General features: G+C 70.3%; 5 protein-coding genes and 1 pseudogene. 1 reads left to right on the top strand and 5 read right to left on the bottom strand.

Features of this window, described 5'->3' with window-relative positions:
• Window positions 1-124: 124 nt before the first annotated feature.
• From HSX14_RS17110 to pvdM, 5 genes and pseudogenes are all read right to left on the bottom strand, one after another.
• Window positions 125-6,031, bottom strand: a pseudogene (locus HSX14_RS17110) (amino acid adenylation domain-containing protein); the annotation flags it as partial.
• Between the two features lie 141 nt (window positions 6,032-6,172).
• Entirely contained in the window at window positions 6,173-7,825 is a 1,653-nt protein-coding gene (locus HSX14_RS17105) for a cyclic peptide export ABC transporter (protein WP_173178044.1), read from the bottom strand.
• A gap of 112 nt (window positions 7,826-7,937) precedes the next feature.
• A complete protein-coding gene (gene pvdO / locus HSX14_RS17100) occupies window positions 7,938-8,792 on the bottom strand; it encodes a dihydropyoverdine dehydrogenase (protein ID WP_173178045.1) in 855 nt (284 codons plus the stop codon).
• Between the two features lie 26 nt (window positions 8,793-8,818).
• On the bottom strand, window positions 8,819-10,108 hold the full coding sequence (gene pvdN / locus HSX14_RS17095) for a pyoverdine-tailoring periplasmic protein PvdN (protein ID WP_173178046.1): 1,290 nt from the start codon (window positions 10,106-10,108) through the stop codon (window positions 8,819-8,821).
• Window positions 10,108-11,481, bottom strand: coding sequence for a pyoverdine-tailoring dipeptidase-like protein PvdM (pvdM, locus tag HSX14_RS17090; RefSeq protein WP_173178047.1), 1,374 nt, complete (start codon window positions 11,479-11,481; stop codon window positions 10,108-10,110). The genes pvdN and pvdM overlap by 1 nt, the downstream gene beginning before the upstream one ends.
• Window positions 11,482-11,659: 178 nt before the next feature.
• Here pvdM and pvdP point away from each other — a divergent pair, with 178 nt between their 5' ends.
• Window positions 11,660-13,291, top strand: coding sequence for a pyoverdine maturation tyrosinase PvdP (pvdP, locus tag HSX14_RS17085; protein ID WP_173178048.1), 1,632 nt, complete (start codon window positions 11,660-11,662; stop codon window positions 13,289-13,291).
• Window positions 13,292-13,544 lie beyond the last annotated feature (253 nt).

Here is a 13,544-nt window from a genome sequence, read left to right as displayed (position 1 = left end):
CCTGGGTCCGGTTATGGCGCAGGACCTGCTCGGGGTCGTCCGCCCCGGCGTCCAGCAACGGCTCGACCGGGCCTTCCAGCCCATGGGCGAGGGCGACCAGGAAGCCGCGGAAGCGCGCGAGCATCGCGTCCATGGTCGCGCGGTCGAAGTAGCGCGTGTCGTAGGACAGGTGCAGGCCCATCTGCTCGCCGGGGTAGATGACGGCGGTGATCGGGTAGTTGGTGTGGGTGCGCGAGGACTCGGCGGCCACGCCGAGGTTCCTGGCGTCCTCGCCGACCGAATCGTCGAGCGGGGCGTTCTCGTACACGAACAGGGTGTCGAACAGCGAGAGGCCCGGTTGCAGCTCGCTGCACGCCTGGATCTTCACCAGCGGCAGGTAGTCGTACTCGCGCATCGCGACGTTGGTCGCGAGGATGCCCTGCAGCCATTCGAGCACGCCGGTGCCCAGGTGCGGTTCGGGAATGCCGACGCGCAGGGGCACGCTGTTGATGAACAGCCCCACGGTGCGCTGCATCTCCGGGATGTGCGCCGGGCGGCCGGATACGGTCACGCCGAAGACCAGGTCCCGGGCCCGCGAATGGTGGTGCAGGGTGAGGGCCCAGGCCGCCTGGACGAAGGTGTTCAGGGTCAGGCGGTGCTGGGTGGCGCGCTCCTGCAGCAGGCGGCTCTCGTCGAGCTCCAGCCAGGTGTAGTTGTCGTCGATGGCGGACGGTGCCGCCTGTTCGCCCACCGGCGGCCTGTCCATCGGCAGGGCGGTGGGCTGCTCGAACCCTTCGAGCTGCTGGCGCCAGAACGCCTCGGCGGCTTCGGGCGCCTGCCGTTGCAGCCATTCGATGAAGTGGCGGAAGCGGTAGGGCGTCTCCAGGTGTTCCTGGCGGCCTTCCAGGCGAGCGCGGTAGATCTCGAAGAAGTCGGCCATCAGCAACGAGCGGCACCAGGCATCGAGCAGGATGTGGTGGTTGCTCATGACGAACAGGTGGGTCTGGTCGGGCAGGCGGAACAGGTGGAAGCGGATCGGCGGCGCATCGGCCAGGTCGAAGCCGGCCTTGCGCTCCGCTTCGAGCATGGCCTCGATACGGGCCTTGGCTTCGTCGGCGGGCAGCAGGCTGAGGTCCAGCAGCGCGACATCGACCTCCGGGGCGCGACGGATCACCTGCAGCAGCTCGCCACCGGTGTTCCACACGAAGGAGGCACGCACCGCCTCGTGGCGCTGGATCACCTGGCGCCAGGCGGAGCGGAACTCGGCGTAGTCGAGCGCCTCGCGGATGACGTAGCACTCCTGCATGAAGTAGATGCCGGAATGCCGTTCGAGCAGCGTGTGCACCAGCAGGCCTTCCTGCATGGGCGACAGCGGGAAGATGTCTTCGATGTCGTCCGGGGCGATTTGCAGGTTGTCCAGCTGGGCCTGGTCGAGCCGGGCCAGGGGGAAGTCCGAGGGCGTCACGCCCAGGGCGCGCCCGGTGCAGCAGTGTTCCACCAGTTGCTCGAACTCGGCCAGGCAGTCGTTGGCCACGGCGGCGATGGCGTCGCGGTCGAACATCTCGCGGCTGAAGGTCCAGCTGAGGCCGAGGCGGCCGTCGTACACCTGGCCGTTGATGGTCAGCCAGTTGCCCAGGGGCGCGGCGGCGTCGCGCTCGTCGCCGCTCGGGCCCGCGCAGGGGGCCAGGAACGCGCCCGAGGCGTCGTCGAAGCTGCTGTCGAACTGGCCCAGGTAGTTGAAGGTGACGCGCGGGGTGGGCAGCGCCGCCAGGCGTCGGCGGGTTTCCTCGTCACCCAGGTAGCGCAGTGCCCCGAAGGCGATGCCGTTGTCGCGGACCGCGCGCAGCTGTTCCTTGATCGCCTTGATCGAGGCGCCGATGTCCCGCTGCGGGGCCAGGCGTACCGGGTACAGGCTGGTGAACCAGCCCACGGTGCGGGTCAGGTCGAGCTCGTCGAACAGGTCTTCGCGGCCATGGCCTTCGAGCTCCACCAGGGCCGACGGGGCGCCGGTCCAGCGGCACAGGGCCCGGGCGAGGGCGGTGAGCAGCAGGTCGTTGATCCGCGTCCGGTAGGCGGCGGGGGCGCTGTTGAGCAGCTTCGCCGTGCGCTCCGGGTCGAGGCAGATGTCGACGGTCTCGGCGTGCCGGGACGAGAGGCTGGCATCGGCCCGGGCGCCCGGCAGCGCGTCGCCGCACGCGGGCTCGTCGGCCCAGGGCAGCGCCTGCCCGGCTTGGGTGGCCGCGTAGGCCTGGAGCCGCTCGCCCCATTGCCTGAAGGCGCTGGTCTTGGCCGGCAGTTGCAGGGGCTCGCCGGCTTGGAACTGGCGGTAGGCCGTCTGCAGGTCGTCCAGCAGGATGCGCCAGGAAACGCCGTCGACCACCAGGTGGTGGATCACCACCAGCAGGCGCTGGCCTTCGTCGGCGCAGTCCACCAGCAGCGCCCGCAGCAGCGGGCCCTTGGCCAGGTCCAGGCTGCGCTGGGCCTGCTGCGCGAGGGGCTCCAGGTCCGCCAGCCGCTCCAGGCGGTGCTGCCAGAGCAGTTCCGGGTCGTCGTGGAGGCCCCGGTACTCGGCGTGCCAGCCATCGGCCCGCTGGTGGAAGGCCATGCGCAGGGCGTCGTGATGGCTGACCAGCGCGTGCAGGGCGCGGGTCAGCAGGTCGGGCTGCAGGGGCTGGGCCGGTCGCAGCAGCACCGACTGGTTCCAGTGGTGGCGCTGGGGCAGTTCACGCTCGAAGAAGGCGTGCTGCACGGGCAGCAGCGGTGCCGCCCCGGTCACCGGGCCCTGGTCCGCCACGGGCGCGTCGTGCTCCAGCACCTGGGCGACGGTGGCCAGGCCACGGATGGTCTGGTTGTTGAAGAGGTCCCTGGGGGTGAAGCGCAGGCCGTCCTGCCGGGCGCGGCTGACGACCTGGATCGACAGGATGGAGTCGCCGCCCAGCTCGAAGAAGTTCTCGTCGATGCCGATGCGCTCGCGCTTGAGCACCTCCTGCCAGATCGCCGCGATGCGGCGCTCCAGCTCGTTCTGCGGCGCCTGCCAGGGGCGCTGGGTGGCGCTGGCATCGGGGTGGGGCAGCGCGGCGCGGTCGAGCTTGCCGTTGGGGGTCAGCGGCAGGCGGTCGAGCATCACCCAGTGCACGGGCACCATGTGCTCGGGGAGCCGTTGCGCCAGGGCCTGCATCAGCTCCGTACGCAGCGCCTGCTCGTCACCCCGGGTGGCTTCGCGGGGGCTCCAGTAGGCCACCAGCTGGCGGCCGGCGGCCATGTCCACGGCGAGCACGGCGGCCTGGTGAACCAGGGGCAGCTGGGCGATGGCGGCTTCGATCTCGCCCAGTTCGATGCGCAGGCCCCTGATCTTGACCTGGTGGTCGGTGCGCCCCAGGCATTCGAGGCGGCCGTCCTGGCGATAGCGGGCCAGGTCGCCGGTGCGGTAGAGGCGGCCACCGTCCGAGAACGGGTCGGCGACGAAGCGTTCGGCGGTCAGCGCGGGCTGGCCGTGGTAGCCCCGGGCGAGCCCGGCGCCACCGATGTACAGCTCGCCGCTGACGCCGACGGGGCAGGGCTGCAGGTGCTCGTCGAGGACGTAGCAGGCGAGGTTGTCGATGGCGCGGCCGATCGGCGGCATCGCCTCGCCGGGCGCCTCGGCGAGGTCGAAGCGCTGGAAGCAGGCGTCGATGGTGCTTTCGGTGGGGCCGTAGAGGTTCACCAGGGGGCCGGCCCAGTGCTGGCCGATCTGGCACAGCAGCGCGTTGTCCAGGGCCTCGCCGCCGAGCGCTAGCAGGCGCAGGGAATCCAGTTGCCCGGCCTGGACGTGGGGCAGCAGGCCGCGCATCAGCGAGGGGGCCATCTGCAGGTGGGTGATGCGGTGTTCGGCGACTTCCCGCCACAGCAGCGACAGGTCCTCGGCCAATGCGGAGGAGCCCAGCACCAGTTGCGCGCCGCACATCAGCGGCAGCCAGAACTCCCAGACCGAGGCGTCGAAGCTGATGGCGGTCTTCTGCAGCACCCGGTCCTCGGCGCACAGGGGGATCGCGCCCCGCATCCACTGCATGTGGTTGCTCAGCGCGCCATGGCGCACCTGCACGCCCTTGGGACGGCCGGTGGAGCCGGAGGTGTAGATCATGTAGGCGAGCTGTTCGGGGTGGGCGGCAGCGTCGACGGCGTGCGCCGGGCCCTCGCTCCAGATCGGCCGGGCCGCATCCAGTTCCAGGGTCGGCAGCGCATCGGGGACGGGCAGCTGCCCTGCCAGTGCGGCCTGGGTGAGCAGCACGGCGATGGCGCTGTCTTCGATCATGTACGCCAGGCGCTCGCGCGGGTAGCCCGGGTCCAGCGGCACGTAGGCGCCGCCGGCCTTGAGCACGGCGAGCAGGGCGATGACCAGCTCCGGGCAGCGGGGCAGGGCGATGCCGACGCGCACCTCCGGGCCCACGCCCTCGGCCAGCAGGCGGTGCGCCAGGCGGTTGGCCTGGCGCTCCAGTTCGGCGTAGCTCAGGGTGCGCTGCTCGAACAGCACCGCCGGGGCCTCGGGGGTCGCCCTTGCCTGGTCGGCGATGGCCAGGTGGATGGGCTGCAGGGCCGGCGCCACGACCGGGCCACGGCTCTGCGCCAGGCGTGCCTGGTGTTCCTGCTCGGGCTGGGTGGCGAGCTCACCGAGGGGGCGCTCGGGGTGCTCCACCAGCCCCTGCAGCAGGTGCTGCCAGTGGCGGGCGATGCGGGCCACGGTGTCCTCGTCGAATGCGCAGGCGCGGTATTCCAGGGTCGCGCGCAGGCCGTGGGGCGAGGATTCGACGTCCAGCGAGAGGTCGAACTTGGCGTCCTGCTCGCCCGCTTCCAGAGGCTCGATGGACAGGCCGGCGAGGGCCGGCGCGACAGTGCCCGCGTCGGCGACCCGCCAGTTGAAGAGCGTCTGGAACAGCGGGTTGCCCTCGGCGCTGCGCTGCAGGTCGAGGTGTTCGAGCAGGTACTCGATGGGGTAGTCGGCATGCTCCATGGCGGCCAGCGACTGCTGGCGCAACCCCTGGAGGAATGCCAGGCCGGTCTGCGCGCCGTCGATGCGGGCCTTGTAGACGTGGGTGTTGACGAAGCAGCCCACCAGCTCCTGGGTTTCGGCGCGGTTGCGCCCGGCGTTGGGAACGCCGACGGTGAATTCGCGTTGGCCGCTGTAGCGCGCCAGCAGCAGCTGCCAGGCACCCAGCAGCATGACGAAGGGCGCCACGCCAAGCGCCTGGCAGCGTGCGCCGAGGCGCTGCACCAGGTCGCCCGGCAGGTCGTGCGCGAGCTGCCGGGCCGTCGCCGGGGCGGTGGGCTGCGGTGCCCGGTCGAGGGGCAGGGCGAGCGGCGGGATGTCCGTGCCCAGGTAGGTGCGCCAGTAGTGGTGGGCGCTCTCGAAGGCGGCGCTGCCCGGGTAGACCTCCCGCTGCCAGTGGGCGTAGTCGGCGTACTGGATGGCGGGGCGCGGCAACGGGCGGTCGTCGCCGTTCGCCGCCTGCACGTAGGCCCTTGTCAGGTCCTGCATGAGGATGGGGTTGGACCAGGCATCCGAGACGATGTGATGCAGGGTCAGCAGCAGGGTGTGCTCATCGCGGCCCATGCGCAGCAGCGTGCAGCGCAGCAGCGGCGCCCGGGCGAGATCGAAGGGCGTCGCGGCCTCCCGCCGGATGTGCCGGGCGAGCCGCTCCTCGCGCTCCGCTGCGGCCAGCGCCGAAAGGTCGTGGACCTCCAGGGGCACGGTGGCGGAGGCGTCCACGCACTGACTGGGCGTGCCGTCAGCGGCCTCGAAACGGCTGCGCAGGATGTCGTGCCGGTCGACGACCTTGCCGAGGGCGATCTCCAGCAGGTTCGCCTGCAACGGGCCACGGATGGTGAAAGCGCGCGGCAGGTTGTAGGCCGAGCCCTGGGGATCGATCTGCTGCGCCAGCCAGAGGCGTTGCTGCGCGAATGAAAGCGGGCGGGGGCCCGGATCGGGAAGGCGGCGGATGGCGTCGCTCGGTTCGCCCTCGTCGGCGAGCAGCAGGGCCAGCAGGTCGTCATCGGGCAGGGAGGGGAGTTGCTTCATTGTCGATCTCGTCGCCGTCGGCTGAAAACAAACGTTGTCATGAAGACGAAGGCTGGCGAGCGGGATTTAGGCGCCTGGGGCGCTTTGCCGGAGGTGGCGGGGAAGCTGGGCGGGCGCGCCGGGGCGCCCGCCGCGAAGGGGTCAGGCGAGGGCGGGGGCGTCGTGGGTGATCCTGCCGGTCTGCAGGCGGATCAGCTGGTCGGCGATGTCGAAATAGCGGTCGTCGTGGGAGATCACCACTATGGTCTTGCCCATGCGCTTCAGGTCCGGCAGCAGCTCGGTGTAGAAGATGCGGCGGAAGGTCGGGTCCTGGTCGGCGGCCCATTCGTCGAACACCAGCACCGGGCGTTCATCGAGCCATGCGTTGACCAGTGCCAGGCGCTTGCGTTGCCCGGTGGACAGGTCGGTGGTGGTGAAGCGGCCGTCCTTGACGCTGACCTTGTGGGCGATCTCCAGGCGCTCCAGGTACCGGGTGGCGTCCTGGGGGATGGCCCGGTCGGACGCGAGCACGTCCTCGAACAGGAAGTAGTCGGCGAACACCGTGGTGAACAGCTGCCGGTACTCGTCCAGACCCTTGGCGTCGACGGCCTGGCCGTTGACCCGGATCTCGCCCTGCTGCGGGCTGTACAGGCCCAGCAGCAGCTTGATCAGGGTGGTCTTGCCGCAGCCGTTCTCGCCCACGATGAAGAGGATCTCGCCGGCCTCGACATCCAGGTCGATCGGGCCGAGCGTGAACGGGGCGTTGCCGTCCACCGCCGGGAAGGCGTACTGCACGTTGCGCAGCTCCAGGCGATGCAGCGCGGGGGCGGGTTGGGGCGGTGTGTCCAGCAGCAGGTGCGGCTCCGGCGAGGAGAAGCGCTCGGCCAGGTCGGCGATGCGGCGGAAGGCGATCTGCGCGCGGCCGACGATGGGCAGGTTGCCGATCAGGTTCTCCAGCGGCCCCTTCATGTAGAGCAGGACGAGGACGAACCCGCTCATCACCTCCGGGTTGGCGCTCGGCCAGATCGACTGCATGGCCAGGGCCAGGCCGATCACCACGAAGAACAGCATCGAGCCGAAGCTCTTGGCGATGACGAAGATGTTGATCGCGCGGATATGGGTCTGGCAGATGAAGTCGGCGGTGCCCTGGATGTTGTCCTTGAGCATGCGCTGGCGGCGCGGGCGGTGGATGCGCAGTTCCTTGGCGCCCTCGGAGATCGCCTGGTAGTGCTTCTGCAGGTTGTCCTCGGCGTCGCGGGCGGCGTGGAAGCCCCGCAGGCCCTTGCTCTGCGCGACGAACTGCACGGCCGAGCCGATGCCGATGGCCAGCAGCGTGAGCGCGAAGATCGGCAGCGACAGCGTGGCCAGGTAGCCCAGGCAGCCGAGCACCACGGTCATGGAGATGGCCAGGGGGGCGAAGGCGAAGGCGAAGTCGCTGATGGTGTCGACGTCGTGGGTCAGCACCGGGATGAGCCGGTGGGTGCGATAGCGTTCGATCTGCTCGATCGGCGCGGCGAGCACCTTGGCCCCCAGGTCCTTGCGCAGCAGCGCGATGACCCGCTGGCCCACCGAGTTGCTGCCGATGTCGGCGGCGATGCTGGCCAGCAGGGCGACGGCGCACAGGCCGACGAAGGCCAGCACGACCTGGCTGTCGATGCCGGCCTCGCTGTGCAGGCCCTGGTTGACCGTGGCCAGCAGCGCCGTGACGCTCAGGCCGCCGAGGATGCCGCACAGGATCGAGACGAACAGGGTCGAGCGGTAAGGCTTGATCAGGCTCAGGAGTTCTCGGGTGGCGCTGCGTGGGGATGAAGTCATGGAATCTGCCTCGTTCACCGCATGGGGAGGCAGCCCCTGGCGGTGAACCTGGGGCTGTGTAGAGAGAAGACGAGTCGTCGCGGGGTGGATTTAGCGCGGCGGCGCGGCGGGCTCAGAGCTCGCGGGCGACGCGAAAGCCCAGCCAGTCGCCACGGGTGGCGGGGTCGCGGTCGTTGCGGTTGCCGGAGCGGGAGAAGATCGGCGCCTCGGAGTAGTCGTTGCCGCGGATCATGCGGGATGCGCAGTTGCCGGCCAGCCACGGGCTGCCGTCGACGGGGGCGCCCTGGTAGTCGTCGTTCTGGCAGTCGGCCACCCATTCGTAGACGTTGCCGTGCATGTCGTGGATGCCGAAGGCGTTGGCCGGGAAGCTGCCCGCCGGGGAGGTGTAGTTGTAGCCGTCGGCGGCGCCGTAGGTGTTGGCGTGCCGGGCGATGCTGTAGTCCTTGCCTTCGTCGAGGGGGAAGGGGAACGGGCCCTCGCTGCCGGCGCGGGCGGCGTACTCGCGTTCGGCCTCGCTGAGCATGCGGTAGTGCTTGCCGGTCTTCTTCGACAGCCAGGCGACATAGGCCTTCACCTCGTCGTAGCTGATGCACACGGCGGGCTGCTCGGGGCCCTGCGGGTAGCTGGGCTTGCCGTTGCTGCACAGGCGGCCGGGGCGGTCGTCGCCATCGGGGAGGGTGACCTTGGCCTCGCGCTGCCAGGCCTGCAGCTCCCTGGCCAGCACCTGGAACCTGCTGATGGCGAAGGGCCTGGCGAAGGTCACGGTGTGCAGCGGGCCCTCGTCGGGCTGGCGGCCGAGCTCGTTCTCGGGCGTGCCCATGGTGAAGCTGCCGGCGGGCAGCACGACCATCTCGGGGCAGTCCTTGCAGTCCCTGAACGGGGTGTCGGGTTCGTTCGCCTTGGCAGCGATGGCGGGGGTGGTGGCGAGCAGGGTGGCCACCAGGGCCAGGGGCTTGAGTGCATGCATGGCGGTTCTCTCGAATGGCGAAAGGGTCAGGCGAGCTGCGGGGCGAGGATCTCCAGCACCCGGTCGATCTCGGCTTCGTCGTTGAGCAGGCTGGGCGCCAGGCGCACCACGGGGCCGACGTCGCGGTCCACGGCGTCGCTGATCACCTTGCGCTCCAGCAGGTAGCGGGCGACGGCGTCGCATTCGCGGCCCTCGACGCGGAAGAAGGTGAAGCCCGAGGACAGCTCGCGGCTGCGCGGCGTGACCAGCTGCACCCTGGCGTGCTCGGTCAGGCGCGCCTTGAGGTAGTCGTTGAGCTGGTGGATGCGCGCCTGGACGTCGGCCTTGCCCAGCTGCAGGTGCAGCTCGAAGGCCTTGCCCACCGCCAGGCGGTGGTCGAAGGCATGGTAGCCGCCGGGGGTCATCAGGGTGCCGAAGGTCTCGCCCTTGGTGAAGGTGGGGATGCTGGGCACCAGATGGGGCTGCGGCGTCTCCTCGCGGGCGATGATCACGCCTGTGCCACGGGGGCCGAACAGCCACTTGTGGGTGCCGGCGATGAAGTAGTCGCAGTTGAAGTCGGCGAAGTCCAGGTCCTCGACGCCGAAGCCGTGGACACCGTCCACCACGTAGAGGAGGCGGTCCGCCTCGTCGCGGCCCTGGTTGATCTCCTTCACCAGCTGGCCGACCTCGCGCGCCGGCAGCTTCACGCCGCTGCCGGACTGCACCCAGGTCATGCCCAGCACGCGGGTCTCGGGGCGGATGGCCTGGCGGACGTTGCCGAGCATCTCGTCCACCGAGGCGAGGTGCGGGTCCTCGAACAGCGCGACGCGGCGCACCCGGGTGCCCATCAGCTGCTCGCGGTAGTCCAGGCGGGCGTTGGTGGAGTAGTGCTCGTGGGCGCTGACCAGGATCTCCTTGCCCGGCGCCACCTGCAGGCCGCCGTAGATCATCGCCAGGCCGTCGGTGGTGCTGCCGGTTAAGGCGACCTGGCCGGGGCGCACGCCGAAGTAGCGGCCGGCCCAGGCGCGCACGTCGTTCTCGTAGCCCCAGAGCTCCTCGCGGTCCCAGTCCAGCACCTCGCCGGGGTTGGCATCCAGCCGGGCGCGGAAGTGGGCGATGGCCTCGCGCACCACGCGGGGGTGGGAGGCGAGCAGGAAGGAGCAGAAGTGCAGGTAGTCCGGGTCCAGGTCGAACTGCTGGCGCAGGGCCTGCCACTTGTCCCGGGCGGGGCTGGCCGGCGGGGTGGCGGCCCGGGCGTCGCCGGCGAGGGCGGAGCCCAGGGGCAGGGCGGCGGCGATGAGGCCGGCGTGCTTGAGGAAGGTGCGACGGTCGCTCATCAGCCACGCTCCGCTTGCGGTTGTACGGTGCTGGCGGCGGCCGGCCTGGCGCGGCGCTGCACCTCCTCCCAGACGCGGAGGAAGTTGCCGCCCCAGAGCTTGGCGATATCGGCGTCGGAGTAGCCGCGCAGGATCAGCTCGGCGGTGAGGTTGCGCGACTCGCCGACGTTCATCCAGCCCTCGACGCCGCCGCCGTCGTTGAAGTCGCTGGCGATGCCGACATGGTCGATGCCGACCTTGCGCACGGTGTAGTCGATGGCGTCCACCAGTTCCTTGACGCTGGCGCGGGGCTCTTCCTCGAGGATGGCGTAGAGCGCGCTGGCGTACTCGCCGAAGCGCTGTTCCGGCCAGATGGCGATGATCGGGTCGCCCGGCATCAGGGCGTTGGCCAGGCCGTCTAGCGGTTGCAGGTCGAAGCGCGCACGCAGGGCGTTGAGCTTGTCCAGGGTCGGCTGGCTCAGCGGCTTGAGGTAGGCGGGGAAGCCCACCACCTGGATCACCCCGCCGCTTGCCTTGATCCGCTGCATTTCCGGGTCGCTGAGGTTGCGCGGGATGTCCACCAGCGCGCGCGGCGCCGAGTGCGAGGCGACGATGGGCGCGCGGCTGAGGCGGGCGACGTCTTCCAGGGCCAGGGTGGACATCTGCGACACGTCGATCACCACGCCCAGGTCGTTGAGCCGTGCCACCGCCTGCTCGCCCAGGGGCGAGAGGCCGCCGAGGGCGTCGACGCTGTCGTTGAAGAAGGGCAGCGGGCGCGAGGAGTCGGCCCAGGCGTTGTTGCCCACGTAGCTGAAGCCGAACATGCGCATGCCGCGCGCGGCCCAGGTGTCCAGGGCACCGAGGTCGTCGCCCAGGGGGTAGGCGTTGAGCATGCTGATGAAGATGGCGAACTTGCCTTCGCCGTGCAGGCGGCGGAAGTCGGCCGGGGTGTAGGCGATGCCGACCTGGTTGGGGAAGTCGCGCACCATGCCGCTGATGATCCTGTAGCGCAGCTCCTGCTGGTGGCGCGCCTCGTCGACGAAGGCGGCGGTGGGGCGATGGGGCGCGTTGGGGCCGTTCCAGATCTCTGGCCAGCCGAAGATGGTCAGCGCCGCACCGGAGAGGCGCCCGCGCCCGGCCTTGACCAGGTCGAACTGGCCGTCGCCGTCCCGGTCGGCCTCCTTGCCTTCGGTGCCGAAGTCGGTGGGCACGGTGATGTGGCTGTCGAAGGAGAGGATGCGGTCCTGCAGCTCGGCGGCGTGCTTGACCACCTCCTTCGGGTAGCCCTCGGCCTGGCGGTACGCGAGGACGTACCAGGCCGCCACAGCGACGAGGGCGAGGAGGAGTGCCAAGGCGACGAGGTAGGGGGCCTTGCTGGAGCGGGTCGTGTTCATTGCCATCCCGTTGATTGCCAGGGTCGATGCGTGTGCGACGCCCGCTGCTGCGGGGTTCGCCTGTCACGGAGGAACGAGGGTGGCGGTGGGAAATTTAGCGTCCCGGCGGCGGTAAATTTGTTTCAGGGCCTCTCGTTCTAGCTGGATAGGCGTGGCTGACACGGATGCGGGTGTGACGATGAGGTTTTCCAGGCGTGGGTTCATGGCGGGGCTGGCGGTGGTCGGGGCGGCAGCGCCCGCGGTGTGGTACGCGCGCCAGCCGGTGGACCACGACGACACGCTGGAGCCGGGGCAGGTGGAGACGCCCGGCGAGGCCAGCGTCGAGGTCGCGGCCGGCGAGGGCGTGCGCATCGCCGACACGCTGCGCGGTATCTGGGACCTGCGCTTCAGCGGCATGGACATCGGCCTGGACGACCTGCCGTTGCAGGGCGTCGAGATGCTGCTGGACGTCGGCCCTGGTGGCCGTTCCCTGCGCGGTTTCATCGATGTGGGCGCGCGCCTGCGTGCCCGTGGCGAGCCGCGTTACCGGGTGCTGGGCGAACTGGCGGCGGCGGATGCGCGCACGGTGCGCTGGCGCCTGGTGCCGGCCGGCGAATCGGCGCCCAGCCACGAGCTGGAGGCGATCCTCGACGAGGTGTGGGGCGGGTGGGGGGATGCCGGTGCGGGCACCCTCAGCGGACGCATCCGCCGCCTCGACCGGCCTCTGGATATGCCCGAGCCGGACAGTCGCTTCGTCGCCATCAAGCGTGCCTTCCCCGAGGCGCAGCGGGTCACCCCACTGGCGCCGGCGCTGCTGGCCTGGCTGGTCTCGCCCGGGCACCGGCTGTTCCACCAGCTCTGGCACGCCACACGGGACAAGTGGCACCGCCTCGACGACGCCAGGCGCGATGCGCTGCGCGGTGCCGGCTGGCAACCCGGCCCGCGCGATGCCGAGCGCGGCGCACGGGGGCGGCGCAAGCACCTCAACGGCTCGGGCGAGGATTTCTTCTTCATGCACCGGCACATGCTCGGCCAGGCTCGCGCCCTGCAGCCCGACCTGCCGAACTGGACGCGCCTGCCGCTGCCCTCGCCCTATGTCGAGCATGACCGCCTGGGGTTCATCCGCTACCAGGAGAACCGGGACGGCGATTCGGTGCCCCCGGCCTGGGTGGCCGCTGACGACGAGGAGCTGAGCCAGTGGCTGCACGGCATCAAGGCGGCCGAGACCTTCTTCGGCAACTTCCAGGTCTGGGAGTCGCAGTACCAGGACCCGGACTACCTGAGTCGCCTGACCCTGGCGCAGTTCGGTTCGGAGGTGGAGCTGAACATCCACGACTGGCTGCACATGCGCTGGGCGACCGTGACCCGCGACCCGTCCAACGGCATGCCGGTGGTGGGCGATCGCGAGCCCTCCGACTATGCCGCGCGCTGGTTCCGCGATGAGAACGACTACCTGGGCGACCCCTTCTCGTCCCACGTCAACCCGGTGTTCTGGCGCTTCCACGGCTGGATCGACGACCGCATCGAGGACTGGTTCCGCGCCCACGAGCGCGCCCACCCGGGCGAGGTGCAGCGTCGCGAAGTCAACGGCGTGCCCTGGTTCGCGCCGGGGCGCTGGGTGGAAGTGGCCGACCCCTGGCTCGGGCCCACCACCCACGGTTGCGGCGGCATCGCCGATGCCGGCGGCGGTGCCGGGGAGCTGGAGGTCGAAGCCATGAAACTGGCCCTGCGCATCGCCTTCAGCGGCGAGGAAGACATCGGCGACCTGCTGCGCCGGACCCCGCGCCGGCCCTGGTACGCGCGCAACCTGAAGGTGCCGGGCAAGGGGTGACCGGGGCGCCCCGGGCAATGGATCGCGGATGAATTGGTTCTGCCTGCGTTAAGTGTTGCTAGAGGGTCTTTGGCCAGGCCGATTGCCGAGTTTTGCTGATGGTTTCTGTTTCGCCTTGCCGGGCGAGTCCCTTTTAACAATCGCCTTAAAAGGAACCAAAAGCGCTCGCCCCTGCATACGGCCCGACTGCGTCGGGTTCCCTCGCTCCATCGTCGTTTCAGGGGCACGCCGCGAAGGGCCATCCCTGGCCCAT

This window comes from Pseudomonas tohonis, from assembly GCF_012767755.2.
Classification (GTDB): domain Bacteria; phylum Pseudomonadota; class Gammaproteobacteria; order Pseudomonadales; family Pseudomonadaceae; genus Metapseudomonas; species Metapseudomonas tohonis.
The sequence above is the reverse complement of the archived record's forward strand: the minus strand, read 5'-3'. Positions and strand labels throughout refer to the sequence as shown.

Excerpts from the sequence above, each read along its gene's own strand:
- HSX14_RS17105 (WP_173178044.1), bottom strand. The coding sequence starts at position 7,825 with ATGACTTCATCCCCACGCAGCGCCACCCGAGAACTCCTGAGCCTGATC.
- pvdO (WP_173178045.1), bottom strand. The coding sequence starts at position 8,792 with ATGCATGCACTCAAGCCCCTGGCCCTGGTGGCCACCCTGCTCGCCACC.
- pvdN (WP_173178046.1), bottom strand. The coding sequence starts at position 10,108 with ATGAGCGACCGTCGCACCTTCCTCAAGCACGCCGGCCTCATCGCCGCC.
- pvdM (WP_173178047.1), bottom strand. The coding sequence starts at position 11,481 with ATGAACACGACCCGCTCCAGCAAGGCCCCCTACCTCGTCGCCTTGGCA.
- pvdP (WP_173178048.1), top strand. The coding sequence starts at position 11,660 with ATGAGGTTTTCCAGGCGTGGGTTCATGGCGGGGCTGGCGGTGGTCGGG.